At 33.4% G+C, this 20,215-nt stretch carries 9 protein-coding genes and 2 pseudogenes; 4 read left to right on the top strand and 7 right to left on the bottom strand.

The genetic code is table 11. The features are described 5' to 3' along the window. Nucleotides 1-8: 8 nt before the first annotated feature. The 3 genes from ACQH2O_RS03550 to ACQH2O_RS03540 all read right to left on the bottom strand — a co-directional run bounded on the left by ACQH2O_RS03550 (nt 9) and on the right by ACQH2O_RS03540 (nt 11,541). Nucleotides 9-8,924: an ankyrin repeat domain-containing protein gene (locus ACQH2O_RS03550; RefSeq protein ID WP_425385343.1), complete on the bottom strand. Its 8,916-nt coding sequence runs from the start codon at nt 8,922-8,924 to the stop codon at nt 9-11. Nucleotides 8,925-8,952: 28 nt separating this feature from the next. Further along, complete coding sequence (locus ACQH2O_RS03545; protein ID WP_425385342.1) at nt 8,953-10,254, bottom strand: hypothetical protein; 1,302 nt, start codon at nt 10,252-10,254, stop codon at nt 8,953-8,955. Between the two features lie 630 nt (nt 10,255-10,884). Then, on the bottom strand, nt 10,885-11,541 hold the full coding sequence (locus ACQH2O_RS03540; protein WP_425385341.1) for an exopolysaccharide biosynthesis protein: 657 nt from the start codon (nt 11,539-11,541) through the stop codon (nt 10,885-10,887). Between the two features lie 382 nt (nt 11,542-11,923). On the opposite strand from ACQH2O_RS03540, the gene ACQH2O_RS03535 reads away from it, so the two are divergent. The 4 genes and pseudogenes from ACQH2O_RS03535 (at nt 11,924) to ACQH2O_RS03520 (ending at nt 16,146) form a co-directional block, all read left to right on the top strand. After that, nucleotides 11,924-12,757 (top strand): hypothetical protein, encoded by an 834-nt coding sequence (locus ACQH2O_RS03535; RefSeq protein WP_425385340.1) that lies wholly within the window; start codon nt 11,924-11,926, stop codon nt 12,755-12,757. After that, nucleotides 12,754-14,178: a hypothetical protein gene (locus tag ACQH2O_RS03530; RefSeq protein WP_425385339.1), complete on the top strand. Its 1,425-nt coding sequence runs from the start codon at nt 12,754-12,756 to the stop codon at nt 14,176-14,178. Before ACQH2O_RS03535 ends, ACQH2O_RS03530 begins: the two co-directional genes overlap by 4 nt. 233 nt (nt 14,179-14,411) lie before the next feature. Beyond that, nucleotides 14,412-14,866, top strand: a pseudogene (locus ACQH2O_RS03525) (Hsp20/alpha crystallin family protein). A gap of 197 nt (nt 14,867-15,063) precedes the next feature. Then, nucleotides 15,064-16,146, top strand: a pseudogene (locus ACQH2O_RS03520) (hypothetical protein). A gap of 540 nt (nt 16,147-16,686) precedes the next feature. Here the strand turns inward: ACQH2O_RS03520 and ACQH2O_RS03515 are convergent. From ACQH2O_RS03515 to ACQH2O_RS03500, 4 genes are all read right to left on the bottom strand, one after another. Next, on the bottom strand, nt 16,687-17,295 hold the full coding sequence (locus ACQH2O_RS03515; RefSeq protein ID WP_425385338.1) for a hypothetical protein: 609 nt from the start codon (nt 17,293-17,295) through the stop codon (nt 16,687-16,689). Nucleotides 17,296-17,797: 502 nt separating this feature from the next. Then, nucleotides 17,798-19,294, bottom strand: coding sequence for a recombinase family protein (locus tag ACQH2O_RS03510; protein WP_425385337.1), 1,497 nt, complete (start codon nt 19,292-19,294; stop codon nt 17,798-17,800). Between the two features lie 2 nt (nt 19,295-19,296). Further along, nucleotides 19,297-19,728 carry a DUF2924 domain-containing protein gene (locus ACQH2O_RS03505; protein WP_425385336.1) on the bottom strand — a complete coding sequence of 144 codons (432 nt, stop codon included), beginning with the start codon at nt 19,726-19,728 and terminating at the stop codon, nt 19,297-19,299. A 4-nt stretch (nt 19,729-19,732) separates the two neighbouring features. Beyond that, on the bottom strand, nt 19,733-20,197 hold the full coding sequence (locus ACQH2O_RS03500) for an ankyrin repeat domain-containing protein (protein WP_425385335.1): 465 nt from the start codon (nt 20,195-20,197) through the stop codon (nt 19,733-19,735). Nucleotides 20,198-20,215 lie beyond the last annotated feature (18 nt).

Below are 20,215 nucleotides of genomic sequence, written 5' to 3'. Positions count from 1 at the left end.
ATTCTCATCTACTTACTCAAAGTATTTCCAAGCTTGGTTACTCCTACATCAGAAAGACAAGTTGATACTTTTGAATGGCTTTGAATAGAAGCATTACTTAAATAACTTTGAGGCTCTAAACTCATTTGCTTTGCACCATCAACTTCTAATGTACCATCTCTGTTGTGTAATATCTGCTCTATTGATTGATTTAGCAGCCCCTTATTAAATTGAGCTATAAACTTGTCAAACTTTTTAGAACTTAACTTACCAGCTTCTTCACCAGGACATGCTTTCTCTACATATGATTTTAAAATACCTGAAATCTCATTAAATTTACCACTCATGATTTTTCCTGTAACTTCTTTCTGTATTCCCACAAAATCAATATTTAGTCGATGCACTGATACTTTGCTATCCTTTGCAGTTTGCTCTACTACTTTCTCAAATCCCTTTGTAATACTGAGTGCATAGCCCTTTGCTTCTAGTGGAGATATAGACTGATCTACTGTAGAAATATACTTTTGACCTGTAACCCTTCTAATCAATAAGTCAAGTAACATTATCATACCATTTACATCTACTCTTGCATCTACTTGTGAGATTGGACTTGGAGTGCTCTCAGGTTTAGAACTTAACAATCCACTCACAGAGCTTCTTATCCAACCAAATAAATCATTTATCCATGAAGATGGTTTTGCGCCACTGCTTGTTGCTATTTTAGGTTGATTACTTGAATCTATAGCACGAGGTTTGCGTGATAAGTGATGAGAATTATGACCTCCATGGTGATGACGGCGTTTGCGTTGTACAGGTTTTTCTCTCTCTTTATTGAGCTCTTCCTCTAAATAATTTACAATATTATTATATCCTTTATCTCTAGCAATATCTAGCGGTGTTCTACCATCTTTATCTTTAGCATTGACAATGGCCCCTTTTTCTATAAGGTACTTTATCACCTCTAGCTCTCCTTGCTCAGCAGCCACATGCAAAGGTGTACCTCCATATCTATCCTTTATGTTAACACCAGCCCCTTTTTCTATTAAAAATTTTACAACTTCTAAGGAGCCCTTCGATGCTGCATAATGTAGCGGTGTCATACCATTACTTTTATCAGCCTGATCAACGCTTACTCCTTTGCTCAGGAGAAGGTCTACAATATCCTTGTAATTTCTTTTAGCAGTAATGTGGATAGGTTTTCTACCAGCAATAATGTCTATAGCATTAACATCAGCACCTCGTATAATATGATCTTGAACTTTATCAAAGTCTCCGCTTCTTACAGCAATTAATAATTCTTTATCTAGATTTAATTGTGCTTGTCTTAAAATCTCCACTATGTTGTTGTAACCTTTTTGAATAGCCAAATCTGAAGGTGTCTGTCCATCCATATCTGTAGCATTTATATTGGGTTCTCGATCAAGGAGAAGTTTTAATATGTCCAGCCTACCTGCTTTCACAGCAAGATGCAGGGGTTTTTGATCATATGCATTTTGGACCTCAATATCAGTACCTTTATCAAGAAGAAATTGAACCATATCCAAATTTCCTTCCTGAATCGCAAAATGTAAAGGTGTTCCCTGAAACGTCGTTTCATTATTAAATTTAGCACCATTATCAATAAAAAGTTTGACCACACTCCATTTACCTGACCGAGCAGCATAGAGTATAGGTGTGTAACCAAACTTGTCTTGAGCCTCAATGCTTACACCTCTATCAAGAAGAAATTGAACCATATCTAAATTATTCCCTGATACAGCAAAGCATAAAAGTGTTCGATCTTCCTCATCTTGAGCATTAATATTAGCACCATAATTAAGAAGAAGTTCTACTACACTCCATTTACCTGACTGAGTAGCAAGAAATATTGGTGTGTAACCAAACTTATCTTGAACTTCGGGATTAGCACCTCTATCGAGAAGAAGCCTAACTTTATCCCACTCACCAGCTTCAGAAGCAAAATGCAAAGGTGTTCTCTTAAATTTCCCTTGAGCCTCAATATCGCTACTACTTGAAACTTCTAAAGGTAAAGAACTTTCCTGTAAATTGAGAATAGAGCTAACATAATTTAATTTATCAGCACTCTCTGAGTTGTATATTTTATCTATTTCATCACTTAATAGTATTTCTTTATCAGTGAATCTTATAGACAACGTTTTCATTTTAGGTTCTTTATAAAAATCCTTAAAATATATAATACATAACTCCATATTTGCATTAAAAGCGTTGGTAACTATCAAGTCATATCCAGAATAAAGAAAAGCATATTGCCCTGCCTTTTTAGATATAACCAGCTTATTCTTTTCTTCTACTTCCTGAGGCGTTACCACAATGATTCTTTTATCAGAGATGAAAAGTGAAGGCTTTAAATCTAGACTATTGTCTATTTCCATTGGTGCGTTATTAAAAATAATTTGTAATTTCTTATACCACTTATTTATAAGTGCATCTTTTAACCTAATTGTCATTACATCTTGCTGCAAATCAGTGGCTGATATAGACACCTTAATTAATAAATCACTTGCATCTTTAATAACCATTGATATTGGTTTAATACCCAAATCCTCATTTATTTGTTGTACCAACTTACGCAAATCTAGCGTACTCCTTAAACTCCTTTTTCTGTTGATATTGTCATTAATTACTACTTCTCGAATAGGTAAGTCTTCTATATCGAGTGTTTTATGGTCTGAAGTAATTACGCGCATACTGCTTTCTTCTAAAACAATATTTCTTCTTTCAATTTCTTCTCTATTAAGTTCATTGTATATATTTTCCAAAAACGCTGGACAAAAATGAGAGCTTCTTTTCTTCCTTTCACTTAAACATCTACCTAAATCTAACTTATTTTCTGATTGGCCAAGGAAAGTAGATTCTTCAATATCTTTAATCATAGAAGATATTTTACTCTGCTGATTATTTTCTTCAGCTAACATTAATTTAGAGCACTTATCTGCTATATTTTGATCATATCCATTTAACGAAAGATTATTTTGTAAATTCTTTGATAACGCTGAAACCTGAGTGCTATTCGATTTATCTCTAAATTCAGTGAGTTGCTCTAAACTACAGAAATTTTCTGTAAAGCTAACCTGGTCCTGAAGTGAAGAAAAACCAAGACATTGATATGTTGGTTCTTTGTTTTCTCTTTCAAAACCTTCAACTGATATTAAACATTTAAAGTCATTTTCTACTTTAGGAGTATATTTACTTTTATTCTGGTAATTTTCTGAAGCTATATCAATTAAACTTTGTATTTTTCCTACCTCATGTAAGCTAAACTTATCTAATCTGCGTATTGTTATCGGTTCTAAGCCTAGATCAAACTCCAATGTAGAAATCCTATAAGACTTACTATTATTCCAACCTTTTATGTTGACCGTATGATTGGACCTCTTATCACGAAATATCAGATCTGTACCACTACTAGAAACTTCAATCTGATTAGGAGCAATATTTTTTAATATCACTACTCCTATACGTTCTTCATCGTTCCCTAGAGAAGTTAAAGTATCGTCTTGATTATGTGTAATACTGCTAGACTGAGTAAAATCTACATTATATTCTTTTATGATCTTTCTATAATCACCCTTAAGTTTGTCTTGATAGTCTATTATTCCATTGACTTCTTGCTGTAAACCTAAATATTGGGAAAAATTACCATTGTTCCACAGAAGAAAATTAATATCTCTCCATTTACTTTGATCATTATAAAAATCTTCTATTCTAATAATCAAAGGAGCTTCTCCTTCTCTTATTAATAAGAGATCATCTTTATCTTTATATTTCTCGATATCTTCAAGATTAGAATCAATCACTATATGATCACCTTGAAAATCTTTAGACAATAAAAACATACTCTGAATTTGTGTCGCTTGTAAAAAGGGAACTAATTTTCCTTTTCCTGAAGAAGAACATGACATTGACTCTATAATAGGGATAAATGTTTCTCCCTTTTTATTCATAATTATAAGATGCCTATAATTACGATCTTGAAAGTAGTTTTTTACTCGAATGTTACTATTATTATATTTTAAATACAGATCACATTGCTGAATTGAAAAATCTTTTTCAACCTCTGGCATAAATAGCGTATCTATTTTTTCATCATCTGAATTATTATCAATCTTAACTTCTTTATTATTTATATCATCAGTAATAACATATACGTCCCTTCCTTTTCCTCCTCTCGCAAATATAGTGCCTTGATCGAAGTTGATTGCATCGTCTCCCGAAGAACCAAAAACCACATGTGGAACTGCACTATTACCCTGATTCTGTACTCTATCTCTAATAACACTCAAAACCTTATAATCCTTATTATTGTTTAGAATCTTTTTGTAATGATTTTCAACATCCTTAAATTTACCTAAAGAATGTTCTGAATGTAATTCAAATGAATTAATCTTTATAGTTGCTGAGTCTGATCTCTCAATCTTAGGAACAATATTACTACCATTTTTATCTATTAGTACAAAGTGAGGTTTATTACTGCTCTGCTCGACATAATTTCTTACATCAAGAGTAAATTGATTATTTTGACCAAAATTTATTTTTAAAGATAAAGTATTACTCTCTTTAGAGTAGGTTATCTGATCACAATCACTTAATAAATCAATCTCTGGAAAAACTACAGTTCCTGTTCCATCTACATTAATTTCTGAATATAAACCCCTACCTTTATAGTCTGCAGTTTTTACGTAAAAAGTATAATTGCTTTTTCCACCTTCGACTGTAGTATACGGCGAAATAATTACTTTTCTGCAATTTTCAACTACATCTTCCCTATTCCTGTTAAAACCACCGCCACTATCTATTATAACATCACGGCTATCACTTTCTGTAAAATGCTCAGAATAACCCATGCACAAGATCTCATCTACCTTGTTCTGCCTTCCAATATAATGGTAATTAAAGAGGTTGTTACTAACATAATCATCAATCAACAAACGATTATTTATTCTTACCTTTAATCTCCCATAGGCATTAGGCTTAAAACGATAGTCAATCACACCTGTAACTTTATTTTCTGCTAATTGACTTAGATCAAGTATATTAATAGAGTTACTTCCACCAATCATTTTGCCTGAAAAGCTAGGGTTATTTACAATAACAAATCTGTTTGCTACATTATTGCCACCAGTTATTTTTGTTGTACCTGGATAAATTAGAAAATTATTGTTCCATTTATTGCTTCCAACAATTTCGCCTTTATCTATATTTTGTAAATCATAAACAATTGTTTTGCCATTTCTACCATCGTGACTAATAACCATTGCATTCTCACAGTAGTATAAAGGCGGTTGAACTGAACTTGTAATACCTTTTTCATAATCCTGCCCAGTAACCTTTGGCAAACAAATCCTGCTAGCACCTGGTATACTATCAGGTATAACACGTGAAAGATCTTTGGTATTAGTATCTTCTTTATCCATCAAAATCTTTGCATAATCAGGCCGAAGAGTATTATCACTTACTTTTCCAAGACCAACACCATAAGCAACAACCCTATTAGGAGCATTATTTAAAGCCTTCCATACTTCTTTAGCTAGACTATCAACTGTGTTTTTTCTATCTGCAAGGTGTTGCACATCAGATGCCATATCTTGAAATAGAATCGTTCTCCCAAATATGCTCAAGTCTTCTCCAAAAGTTGTATGATACTTTTTCTTGTACTCTACGATATTGCTGACACCACTGTAAACTCCATAACCTACCATGAGCCCAAATCCAACTGCAATACCAACCACCGGCATACCAGCTGCTGTAAGAGCAACACCAGAAACAAATGACACTCCAGAAAAGGATATAGATGCTATATTATCCCTTATTTCTTTCTCTCCACATGGATTATCACTACTTTCTCTATTTTTACAGTCTACAAGATTATTTGCTGATATGCCTATATCAATAATATCAAAGACACCACCTACAGCCCCTGCCACACCTTTTACTATTGTGCTTCCAAATTTTACTCCTGCAACCCGGACAACAAATTTTGTCTGTTTACCTAAAGTACCTGGTATAATTTTTCCTACAACCTTTTCAGCTGATGTTACAACTCTTGGAGTAATTTTAACCATTACATTCTCAATTGGTTGAGATGCAAAAGACCATCCTATTCCGCCTAGATTTAATCCACAATCCTTCGCTGTTCCATCTTTGCAAGATACAATAGCACCATGAATTCCTCTTATTAATTGTATTCCACCTGCAGCATTCATTAACCTGCTTTTTAATTTTGGATTTTTTGTTAAACCACTATTTTGTTGTAAAACATCACCTTGCAAATCTTTAATACGCTCATTCTGGACATAGCGCTCATATCCTTGATCTCCAATCACCTTATCAACTAAATATTTATAGTCACCCTCAATATTTTTGTTTCCAATAAATTCTACTAGCTGAGCGTTTTTCGCTTCATCTTTACTGCTTTTAACATAAGTTAGAAATTTTTCACTATCAATTATAATTTTGTCTACATTATTTTCATCTATATTTCCTTTACTGAATTTTTCTACATCACCCTTTGAAAACAAGCAGTTATTAATGCTTCTTCTACTTCTACCACCTTGCCCCACGCAAGTATTTGGATCAAATTTTTTTCTAGGTTGTTGCTGACTAAAACTAAAGATAGAGCTATGAACTACTTTAACAGAAGCAAACTCATCTTTGCTCATTAAGATAAGAGATTTTCCGTCACTTGCCTCTTTATCAAAAACTACACCTACAAAATCTACTTCCTTTCCATCTGTAAGTGTTTTGTAAGTGACACCCTTCGTATACTCACCACTTATTTGTTTGTTTGCCTCATCTTTTAATGCATTAGCTGTCTTACCTTCCCTTGGTCCTTTAAGTTCTAACCCTACTGGATCGTATTCTTTAGCACTGCTAGCTTGATTTGCAAACTTAATACCATGTACGACCATATCAATACGTTTTCCCCTTCCAGTTTGAAACTCTGTTAATACTAATGCTCTGTTTTCTTGTGATTCTCCTAACTTTATATCACTGTAGTGGCTAAATGCTCCATGAAATACAGCTTGAGTATGTGCTTCCCTTTCTATTAAAACTTTAAAAGGTAACATTGCCTCACCTAATTTTCCAAATAACTCCTTATACTTGCCTATTGATTGAGATCGATCTTGTGAAGAAACAAGCTGAGACTCTAGTACTGCATCAAATATTTCCTTTAACTCAGCAGGATAAGGAATGTTTTTCCATTCTCCATTAAAAGATTCCTTTCCCCCTTTATACTCATTCAAGGAATTATATCTATTAACCTTTTCTACATCGAAAAAATCTGATTTTCTTTCCTCTTGTAAACTTATACATACCTCTGTTATTTTACTGACTGTTGGTAGGTTAATGGGTATTTTCTTCTCACTAAACTCTCCTTTTCCTCCCTCTCTAATATGAAAAATAAACACCTCTTTATCCTGTCCTTGATTTGCTTTAGTCAGCATAAATGTTGTCACAGGCCTTTCAGTTGATTGTGGACCCGATCTTGTAGAAGCGGCAAGTGGGTACTCATTATATAAAAATACGGATTTCTCTAATTTAATTCTCTTGAACTCATTAGCAAGAAGAAGTTGCCCTAATAGAAATCTACTAAAGTAATTACCTCCTTTCTCCGGCGTACCAGGAAATGTATGATAAATACGTTCTAGTGGCTGTTTTATTTTTTCTGTTATATCAGTAATTGTACTTCTTTCACCATTCCAACTTGAAGTTACTTCTAAAAGCTTCTGTATTGTAGGTGGAGCAATTTCTCTGTCTTCACGAGGTGATATATGCATTGAAAACTTTTCACTTTCAGTTGAGTCCAAATTTAACCCTACACAAAGCACATTATCTGAAATGGTCAAAACACGCATTGTATTTGGCTGAAACCCTTTTGCATAATCCTTTGCTTGCTCTAATGCATTACCTGGCGTTGTACCAGCAGCCGTTCCTGCTTTTAATTCAATAATAATTGGAACAGCATTCAATGATCTTTCCTTACCACGAGGCACTAGAACAATATCAGCGTAACCTCTTCCTGCAAATTGCTCTAAGTAAACTCTAAGGTTATATCTATAGCGGAAATTTACTAAAGCTCCTGCTATAAATCCATGATGTGCTGCTTCTCTTGCTTGATTAGCGTAAACAAGTGAACCCTTGTATTTTGAGTGAACTTTACTAATTCTATCAATGACTTTCTTGGAAGATTCTTCAACTTTACTTGCATCAGAATTAGTTAAATCAGCTATATAATCTTCAGGCTTGCTTTTTGTACTATCATTTTGATCTTTCCATATTTCCTCTTCTTTTTTAATTTCGTAAAAATTATGACTAATAGCAGAGTCAAGTATTTCTTTATCTTGTGTTTCAACAAAAATATTTTCTTCATTTTTGTTGATTTGCACTAACTTAGATTTAACCCTACCTTTAATTCTATCTTTAATACCTCGTACCGTACCGATCTTTTGTTGAGTATCAGGATGCAAATTTCCTTTTAATATATATTCCAGTTCACCAGAAGTAAATTGATGACCAGAATTACCATCTTCTGAAATAGAAAATAGTTCTATACCTTTAATAGCATCTTCATCACTTTTAATTTGACTATTTTTAACAACAACTACCTTTAATGTTTTTGCAGTGTTAAAACGAAAATAAACTTTTTTAATACCTAATTTTTCTGCAATTTGTGTATCCGGCAAGATAGAAAAGCTCCCCAAGAAAAAATGAGGGAAAAACCCTTCTTTGCTTACTGAATGTAAATATGATGGAATTTGGTCAATATATGATTGAAACCTTGCCTCAAAAGACTCAAATTTGCCCCTTTGCGCAATACTTGTACTAGCCCCCTTACCAGAATATACCTCTTGAATAAGTAGCTGTATTAACTCAAAATCCTGTACTCCTCCATCTTGTGTTTCTCCTTGCTTTCTTTTAGGCATATAACCCTCCTTTTAGACATATAATATTTTAATGATCACCTAACCCCACATAAGATTGTTTACTAATCTCTACCTCAGCTAAATCACCACTTGGGTCAGGTATTTTTCTTGGATTAAGTTCTTCATCAGCAGACTTACCATAGGCTAAAAATTTATTTAATGAATTATCACCTCTTTGCTCTAAAAGAGAACGTATATAATTTGCTTTTCTAGAAGACATAAATTCCTTGATTTGACTAGAATTAGCTTTATCTAATATTATCCATAATGATTCCATACAGCCTTTTTCAACCAAGGGTACTAACAAGCTTCCTTGAAAGGTAGAATTGTTCATCATCTCCTCATTTAATGCTGAGGTACGATGACTATCAAGCCCATCTTTCATCAACATATGCATCAAAAGCTTCACACCTACATTTAAATACTGCCCAGAACAACTTCCAATTTTTATATTTCTTAACCAGGTACAATAATAACGACCCACCACCACATCACTTGGCTTTAAGCAGTCGAATAACTTTTGAAATTGATCAAAGTTAGACATTTCCAACATTCTACCTAAAGATCCATAATAACCATTTTTCTCCAAATCTCTCTTCAAAAACTCTGAATATCTATCAGGACTTATCTGACTGAAACAAAACTCGAATACATCAGGATAGCCACTATCACCTGCTGCATGTACTGCAATTCTCATGAAAACTTCATCTTTTTCCTGAGCACTTAACTCACTTTCAGGCAATGATTTAATCTTATCCCAAAAGAACTCTACTGCTTCTATACGTTTTCTCCTCGAACTTATTGCTGCACGATGTAAACCAAAGACATAAGGATGCTGACCTTTTAGATCTAACTCTGAAATGTATCCACTAATGAAATGCGACCAAAACTGCATCATTGCATCTGTACACCAACTTCCACTTACTGATTTAACTAATTTTTTTAATGCATCTGAATCTCCCTCATTTATTTCATCTTCCCGTTTAAAATGTTCAAATATAGAGATTATGTCTTCTTCTAAGCAACACCAACATGCAACCTGGTAACGATCAAAGTCATCTAGTGGATTACTTATACTCTTAGAACTTTTTGCTTCTATCATCTTTTTAGCTACTACTCTTCTATTGAGTTTGATACCATGTATTGTATCGGTTTTTTCCCAACATTCTTCATCTGACAATATGTCAAGGAAAAAAGGAAGGTTTCCGGTATTAATAGTCTCCAAATATCCCCGCCCCCAATTTTTCAATTGAAGTTGTTTAGATTCTTTATAAGGATCATCATCTTTAATAATAGAGAAAGCTACTTTAGTTAGATCGTCTAAGTCCATAATTCTTACCTCACAAACAAAACCATACGTAAGATACAGAGCTATAATAATTTATAAACTCTATACTAATTTCAACATCATACTCCACCTTTGTAACCTGTCAATCACTATTTTAGAAAAATTTTCTAACCTAAAGTGGTTTTCAGTAAAAGGCTCTTAATAGGCTTATATAAGGTCTTTTGTTCACTTTTAAGTTCTGTTTTTTATAAGTCTACCTTAATTATTATTCTAAAATAAACTATCATTAACTTAATAATATATATCACTAATAACTTAAATATTGCAGCCATTTTTAACAACAAAAACCAGCTAGTGAGAGAAGAGTTTGTTTTGGGATGGAATGGTCTACCATGTGATACGTTCGAACTTTTTAATATGGTAACTCTACTATGCGCTAAAACCATTTATATTGGCTAACTTTCGCTAAATCTACATATGAACTGTTTTGCCTAACTTTGTTGTACAAATTCCAATCTTTTACTTTTACAACGCCGCCCTTGTTAAAATTGTTCTCACAACCGTACGTACTTTTTTATGCTTTTGAGACACAAACAGTAAACAAAAGAATTTGCTTCCACACTGGTTGCCATGGCATTTCTATAGAATATCTAATTTACTAATAGCTCAAGATTAACCGTATGCAAAACTCTTGAGAAAAGAAAATGTACTAATTATAAGCTGTGGACCTTTTACTATTACAATAAGAGCAAATAATATTCCACACAAGGATACCAACACTCCAAGTATCGAGACAAGCCCGTCCTTATTCATAATACCAAGTGAAATAAGAGTTGTACCGATTGCTGGAATGAAGTGAGTTAATGGAAACGGATTGGCTATCACCAATGTGCAAACTAGCATTATAAATGCCAAAATCTTTTCACCTGGCCCGCAGAAGATAAAAGACATTCTCGGTTTCATGAACTTTTCTATTTTTTTTAATGCAGGCAAAGTTTTTTTAACCACAAGGGCTAATGTTGAACGTTTAAAGGATTTCCTTTCCAACCAACGTGGCATCCAGGGAGAATGAAACCCAAGGAGAAGTTGTAATGAAAACAAGATTAAAGGTATAGAAAGAATAGTTGTATAACCAGGTGGAACCGGTATGGGTACCGATAGCGGCAAGGAGAAGATGATTATTAAAATACCAAAACCACGTTCTTGTAAAGCTGTTTTTATGTCAAACAACGTCACTTTATCACTGTTAGTAGTACCAGTATCTGCAACCTCTTTTAGAATATCAGATGCTAATTTTTTATCTTCAGTCAAATTCTTACCTCTTTTCACAATTACCTTTTAACCAAACGACCCAATAATTAGCATAATCACTACTATAACACAACATCTATTCTTGATTTAACTGATTCATTCCTCTTTGAATTCCATACTTATGGTCTTGTCTGTTTTGATACAAATTTTCGTTATTAGAAGATAAATGAGGTATATTATAAATTTGCTTAAACTCTTCAATTATAGGCAAAAAGGCCCTTTAATTTACTGTACTAATAACGTTATTAGCTATGTGCTTTAACGTTATTATAATATTTTGCATATAAACCTATTTTATAAAAATTCACAATATGAATTAGTAAATAAATTATGTTTAAATCAGTTGCGTTTATAGTAAATATAATGCATTACATGCCTGTGTTAACAGAAAGGTATAAGTATGCCTAGTTCAAGGCAGGTAGTACAATATAACTCATTTGATAGTAATAACCTTGAAGACACTACTTTGCCTTGCGTATTTAAAGATTTTACGATTACTTCTGAAGAGATATTTGAGATTAGTAATGAGGGTAACCAAGTAATAGATAATTCAGATGGTGAAATAGAAAGGCTGCAACAAGAAAACTTTGATCTCAAGAAAAATGCAAAGCTCTTGGAATGCTATAAAGGGATAGCAGAAGAGTATGATCAAGAAGTAAGTAAGCTCAGCAAGAAAAATCAGATCCTAGAAAAGAAAATTAAAGGGCTTGAAGCTCAATTACAAAGAAAAACAAGAGAATTAACTAAAAATGGCCAAGAAATTGAACAGCTAAACCAAGAAATAGAAAGAGTATTACTGGACGTGAAGAATAAAAATGACATAATAAGGAACTTGGACAGCAAATTAGAAGATATGAAGAATGAAATACAGTTGATAGACAAAAAAAATGAAGAGTTACAGCAAAGGTTAAATTTGGTTGAATCTAACTCAAGTAGGCTAAGAAAAGAAAGTGTAGCGCTGGTAGACAGTATAGAGGATTTGAAGAGTAATTATGAAAACCAGATATTAGAAAAAGATAAGGAACTTAATGATGTAATAGGCCAGCTCTATGTTTATTTATCAGAGCGTAAAGAACTGTTTGCAGAATTTAGTTCATTGCAGAATGAAAATGAGAGTTTAAAACAGAAAAACTTCTATATTAGTAATGAAGTGTCTCTTGCAGATGAATTAAACAAAGAGAACGTAAGAAAAGAAATAGTAAGACCTCACAGTCTACAACAGAAGTGGAAATGAGGTGTATCAATGATAATGATGACCAGGAATCAATATGGCTATATAGAGAAGCAGAAGATTATCAAACAGGTGAAGATAAAAAACCTAAAAATACTAACTACGACATTGGAGTATGGAATGAAGATGAAAGTAGCGATGATCAAAAATCAACCTGGCTGTACGAAAAAGTAGAAAACAATCAAGATTATCGAACAAGTGAAGGCAAAAACCTTGAAAACACTGATTACGATATTGAAGTATGGAATAAAGATGACGATGAAAGTAGCAATGATCAGGAATCAACTAGTGACAGTAACGACAATGTTAGCCCTTGCCTTGATTATGATGAAAGTATTGGTAAGCGTTACAGTCAACTATTCTACAATGCAAACATAATGCGTGGAAAAGATTCTTTTTCCTTAGCAAAAGTAAAGTTAAATGGAAGAGAAAGAGAAAAGTATGAAAGTATTTGGCAGAAAATAGATAAGATTCATGATGAATTGGATGTTTTTGGTAACTATGGTAGTGAAGAAGATTATAAAGAGTGCAATAAAAGATTTGATAAAGTTATAAGCGAGGCGCTGGAACAAAGGGTAATGTTCACTTTTCCATATAAAGCTAATATGTCTTTAATGGATCGCATAATTGATACATTGCAAAAGCTATATTTTTCTTACGATACTACCCGAATTTATGAATTTTTAGATGAGAAAAAGATATTGCAAATAGTATCAAGGGGTGCGTCTTTGAATAGATTTAGCGATGAAGAACATGGCGATTTCGTGAACGTAATTTGCTCAGATAGAGACACTTTAGATCAACGAGAAAAAATACTTTTAGAACTTAAAAATTTGGTGTACGAAAGTATCGTAGACGTGAGTGTACAAACTGATAATCATAATTTTGAGTTAGAGATAGACAATCGGCACTTTTGTATAAAATACCCAAAAGATAGTGTTGTCGAAGTTGCAAGAATATTCAACAATGAAAAAGCTAAAAATTTAAATCTAGAAATTGGTGTACTTCAAGTTGGAGAAAGTATAATTAGAGTTGAAAATAAAGAAGGAATGAGGAATTACACCGACATTTCGGGGAGTGGAATTGAAATGTCTTTTACTACTTACTTTGGGAAGGTCAGTGTTCATTTATCTCCTAGTGAGAGAGATAATAATAAGATAGAAGTAAAGCTCGGCAATGAAAAAAGCATAGCACGTTTTAGTAAGTTGGAGGATAAATCAAGTTTGGGAGAGAACTGTCTTTTAGGAGGAAAAAATGTTTTAACAGCCATAGAAGATGGTTATTTTAAAAGAAACAGTAACGTTTCTAAAGAGTTAGCTGAGACTATGAAACAGTCAGATTGTACAATAGAAAAATCATATCTTCCATTTAGCTTTATAAAAGAAGCTTATTGCAATCAGTTAGTAAATGAAAGGGGAATTTAAAAATCAGGCTCAAATATTTCAGAAATAACCATTCAAAGCAGCATTTTTTATACAACTTCGTTTTCAATCTATCTGGAAAGAAGATATCAAGTATTCAAAGTCCAATTCGACAAAGCCATAGTCCATTCTTCCTCTAGCTTTTTTTATCACTAATGCAAAATTTAGGTATAAGGTATTGAAACTAACAAGTGGAATGATTAAGTAATGCACATATTAGTAAAAGGAGGTACAACATGAGTAATATAGTTCATTCAAATAAAAACAATAACCGTGATAACTTTAGTGTAAGAGGGTTACAAAGAGCCGTTGATGACATATTTGATAGCTTCTTTACAGGATGGAATCCAGAGCTTTCCAGAAGAAGCAACAGTCTATTGCCAGCTTGTGACTTTTATGAAACAAAGGAAAGCTATTGCCTCTCATTAGAGTTACCAGGTATTTCCAAAGAAAGCATAGATATTAGTATATCTGGCGATAGCTTAATAGTGAAGGGTGAAAAGACATGTGATAACGAGTCAAAAGATAAGCAGTTTATCATCGAGAAAGGTACTATGGCTCTTTCTATAGGTCTATTCAGCTTCCAGTAAATGTAGAGCGAGATAAAGTATCTGCTAGTTTTTCAGATGGAGTATTACATGTAACCATACCTAAGTCAGAGAAACACATCAAGAAGATTGATGTAAAGTAACCAGTAAGTGGTAGCAGGCTTCTAGTTTGAGGCTTGCTATTTTGAATCATTATAGATAGAATATAATAAAGTTCTATTGTCTTTGCGTATTTGTTGTATAGATGGTGTAAGGCCTTTGTTGCGTTTAGATGTTGTTAATAATCTATTAATAGTTCTTATGTTATAATCAAGTTTAGGGGCTTTAATAAGTACGGACTATGACAGAAGCAAATCCAATAGTTACATTGAAGGTTAAAATTAAAGAATTTAGCTTTAGTAAATTAAAGGCTGGCGAGAGCAATAAATCAGCACACTCTGGTGAAACAATGTATTTCGATCTTCCAAGAATGAACTTTGTTATTAATGGAAAGATTATAGATACAGTTTTAACCTCTGCGTTAATGGAAGGAGCTAAATATTGCAAAAGCAACCTTTTTAATAGTTATGATATATATAGTACTGAAACCGCAAGAAAAAAACAAAGAGAAATAGATACAGATCATGGTAGGGCTTTTGTTGATTAACTCCTAAAGGATCTTGAAAAGGAACTTGCACATAACGCGTTAAGTGAATTGTGGGAAAGTCATTGTGAAAATCCTGAAATTCCTGATTATCAGAAAACCAATTCGTACGGTAGGGATTTTGAGAGATTTTACAATGCTGGAAGAGAGCATATGCATCTATTACTCAAAGTAGGAGATGAGAATAAGAACTACCGACCATTTGTAAAAGAAGTTTTTAAGGAAATGTTTAAATATGCTGAAGCAGAAGTTCCGAGTGACCCTATCTTAGAAGAACTAGTTACTAATTGTAATCAAGCAGGATACTTAGCAGGTATATTTATTGAATATTACTCTGCACTTAGCAATTATCGATTAACAACGCAAGACCCTGACAAAGTAATGAATATTGATTACACTGGCCATAATAACATAAGAGTAAAGTCTGATATGGAAATACCTGTAACCAAATTTGATAATCCAGGGGAAAAAATATGTGGTCTATCCACCTCACTGGAATTTACACTTGAGTCTCAAGATGGAAAAGATGGTGTAACCTATAAAGACGGTAAATTATCACTCACTGTTCCCAAGGAATTAAAAAATTATAAAGAGGGAGATAGAAACTTGCTCTCTATTATTAGAGAATATTTTCAAAAATTCTGTGAAAGATTGGGATTTAAATTTGAGATGGAAACACAAAAAATAGAGCATGATTTAGACGATTTGCCGAAAGTAAACAGTCATCTTCAAGACCTAAGAACGCCTATTTCCAGTAACGACCATATCATCGGTCATTAAAAAGTAAGTATGTGTTGTCAGAACGAATGAAAGTTCAGTTAAGCTTTTTCTAAAGTATAGCATTTCTCGTAATAGTCTGAATAGGGTAAGATATGTGGGTAAGGTTATGTTTGACTTGTGTTGTTTTTTTGCTATTGGTTAATTTAATGTAAGTTAAAGGTAAATTAAGTGGATAAGAAAAAGAAAGTATACTTATTTAAAGTTTCTCTAGACAAAAAAATCTACCGTGAGATGGAATTGAAAGCAGTCTTTATAAATTTGCAGAAACTATCATAAAGACCTTTAGTTTTGAGTTAGATCATTCATTTGGTTTTTATAGTAACATAAACGATATTTATGAAAGTAATGAAGTATACACTTTATTTTATGATACTGATTATAGTTTATGCCTAATGAAAAAAGCGTCAAAAATTCTTATATCTACAAGGTTTTTGAGCCAGATAAGTTGATGGATCACCTTGAGGAAAATAGCAGCCGGCTTAATACTTGGTTAGTAAATTAGAAGTATTTCTTAGGAAATTATTTTAATATCTGTGTTTTTTAGGAATGTTCTCTTGCGTTGGATTGGAAGAGCTCTTCTACGTTTTTTAGCTTTGCACTCGGTTCTAGGGTACTATATAACCCAAAGCTTATGCATGCCAATCCAGCAATCACTCCAACTGCTCCTATAGTATGCATTTTCATAATATGTGATATAACACCACTTACCAGTAGCGCTACCCCAACGACACCAACCAGAATAGCTCTTTGTTGAATCGTTTTTGTTGATGATTCTTTATCTGCAATTTTGCAAGATTTATCGTTAACATAAAAGTTAGAAGAAAGACCTTTGAAATTATGTGGTCCCTTTACCACCTTTATTCCTGAGCTGGCGAAATTACCTTGATTTTCTTCATTCCTTTCATAATCTTCACCATTATTAATCTTCTTGCACGGCTGAGCGCCAGTTTCTGTGGTTTCTTCTTGCTGTTCTCCATAAAATTTTTCTTTATACCTATCCGAAACTTCTTCAATATCTTCTGAAACATTACAAGCCACTGATCCTTCCATAATAGTTTCTATTAATGAGTTTTCTCCTTCTTCGTCACTTTTCAATGATGTGATATCACTTGGTACGTCTGAAGTGTCAGTTATCACATTTGGGTTCATCTCTTTCTTATTATTCCAATCCTTAAGATCTTTTACCCTTACTACACCATCTTCAACAGCACTATATGTATGTATTAGTTTTCCATGACTCCCTAAGTAGTGTGAGACTATTTTCTCATTATTAACCTCCTCAGAAAGCTCATGTTCTTTAGCTTCTTCTAAAATATCTCTCGTGGCTCGCTCATTCTTGCAAAATTTAGCGTAATGTAATAGTGTGAATCTGTCAGTTCTACCTCCATATGTATCAATTACTGTTACTAGTAGGAACTTTCGTGTATTACAATCAGGTTTACTAATTTCTTTACTAATACTTTTACCATTTCCTATTTTTTTAACAACTCAAAAAGCTTTTCTTTATCTTTACCTGTTAACTTACCTTCTTCTCTTGCCAATTCATAGGTTATATTTGCTTTATTAGCTTTTTTTAGTATTCTCATATTACTTTTCTCTTTTACCTTTTGTATAGCCAATTTGTATTAGCAAAGTATTAATTGTGTAATTTTTAAGATACCAACTCATAAAACTTCTCCAGCTGCTCACTCCAAAGCATTGGTATTTCCCTCAATTCAGCTAACTTCAAGCTTCTTGGCTGTCTCCCATTTATTATGTCTTCCTTAATCTTCGGTGCTAAATAATTCAACCTTAAAATCTGCTGTATACGTCTTGTACCTATATTAATTTTGGTACTCAGTTCTCCTACACTTGCATATTTCCCTTCTTCTAGTTGCCGTTTCCATAGGTGGGCTCTTACCACTGCTTTCAGTAGCGCATTGTTTGTTTTCCCTTCTGGCTCTATTACTGTGCATTTGTTTCCTTTCTTCTTTAAGTTCATTGGCACAAATTCCACCTTATCCTCCGAACCCACTTCTATTCCATCTTCTCTCACCATTATTTTTACTATTAACTTTTTCACTACTTCTTTCTGTTTCCCAAAACTTAAATTTTTCCACTCTTCTACTTTTTTTTCCAAATTTTCATATAGCTGCTCTGTTTTCCTCATCACTTCTTTTTCCACTTCTCCTGCTACTATAGTTCTGTTTATTGATTCACAATTCTTTCCCCTTAAGTGATTATTACATATATAGTATCGATACCTTTTATTCTTCTTTTTTGAGTATGTTAGCGTCATATTTACATCACAGCTCTTGCACTTAATTATTCCCTTTAGTAGCGCTTCCTCGTATTTCGCCTTTCTATATGGTTGATTCCTTATTAATTCCTGTGCTTTTTGCCATTTTTCTTCTTCTATTATTGCTTCATGCTTTCCCTCATACTCTTTCTCATAATGTCTGATTTTTCCCGTATATATTGGATTTGTTATTATTCTCCTCACCGTTGCCTTTTTGAAGATATCCGATTTTCCTTTCGTCCGGTATCCTTCTCTATTTAACTCCCTTGCCAACTCTGCCATTGACTTCAGCTCCACATATCTTTCAAATATATGCTTCACTGTCTTTGCTTCTTTTTCATTTATTACTAATTCTTTATCTTTTACATCATACCCTAGCGGTAAAGTTCCACCCATCCATAGACCTTGTTCTTTTGATGTTGCTATTTTATTTTTTACCCTTTCTACGATCATTTCTCTTTCTAGTTGTGCTGCACCTGATAATACCGTTTGTACGAATTTTCCCATTGGCGTATTATTGTCAAATATTTGTGTTACTGCTACAAAATTTACTCTATGCCTTCTAAAAAATGATGTTACTTCGATGCTATCTTTTGTTTCTCTTGATAACCTGTCTAGTGTATATACTACTACACAGTCTATCTCTCCTCCTTTAACATCTTCAAATAATTCCTTTATTGCTGGTCTTTCTAAATTTTTCCCTGAATATCCACCATCATCGTACCTTTTGGCCAATGCTACCCAGCCTTCTTTGCTCTTTATGTATTTTTCACATGCTATTCGCTGCGCATCCAAGCTGTTAAACTTCTGCTCTAGTCCATCCTCATTTGATTTTCTCGTATATATCGCGCATCTTACCTCTTTCAGCATTTTCAACTTCCCTTTTGATCACGCAAACCAAATAGGAGCGGTCCATTGTAACTCATTCCCATTATTTTTCCGGCTACTGCTGACAATGACGTATAAAATTCTTCTCTGTAGATTAAACCCTTATCTGTTACCATTACCGCATGCGTCTCTTCCCCTCTTTCTAATATTAGCTCTGTTCCTGCTACCGGAAGTTTGTCACTACTTATTCTCTTTCCCTTCTCTAGCCGATCTGCCAAGTATTCTAGTCTTTTGATTCCTTTTCTTGACATTTCCCCGTACGCTTTTTCCTGCATTCTATAAGCTAATCTTGGTATCAGGTATTTCTTTGAGTATCTGGGCGCTTCTTCTCCATGTACCTTCTTCCATATTCTTCTCAACTCTACCAACGCTTTTTTCTCCAAATTCATTACTTTCTTTTCTATTTCTTCCTCCATATTTTTAGCCTTTCATAAATAACTTTTCAATTCTGTCTATTTCTTTCTTCAACACTTCAGTTACTTCTTTACTGTTTTTCGCATAATCCATCGCTGTCATTCCAAATTTATCCGCTTGCTCTATTTCTCCTCCAGCTTTCACTAGCTCCTCCACTATTTCTTTTTCACCTACCATACATGCAAGGTGCAGCGGTGTGCATTTATTTCCATATTCTTCCGCATTTACATTCGCTCCTGATTTTATCAATTCTCTAACTATTTCTAGACGTTTCTCCGTTACCGCTAGGTGCAGTGCTGTATATCCTTCTACATCTTTAGCATTCACATTCGCTCCTTTTTCAACTAATAACTCCACTGTTTTTGCGTCTATTGCATAATTCAGAGCTGTTCTTTCCTTCTTGTCTCTTGTATAAATATTTTTACCTGAGTTCTCTAATAGAGATTTCTCTTTCTTACCAAGCTTTAACATAATCCACCTCCTTTTTCT

The sequence above is a fragment of the Wolbachia endosymbiont (group B) of Schoenobius gigantella genome, assembly GCF_964031005.1.
GTDB lineage: Bacteria > Pseudomonadota > Alphaproteobacteria > Rickettsiales > Anaplasmataceae > Wolbachia > Wolbachia pipientis.
The sequence above is the reverse complement of the archived record's forward strand: the minus strand, read 5'-3'. Positions and strand labels throughout refer to the sequence as shown.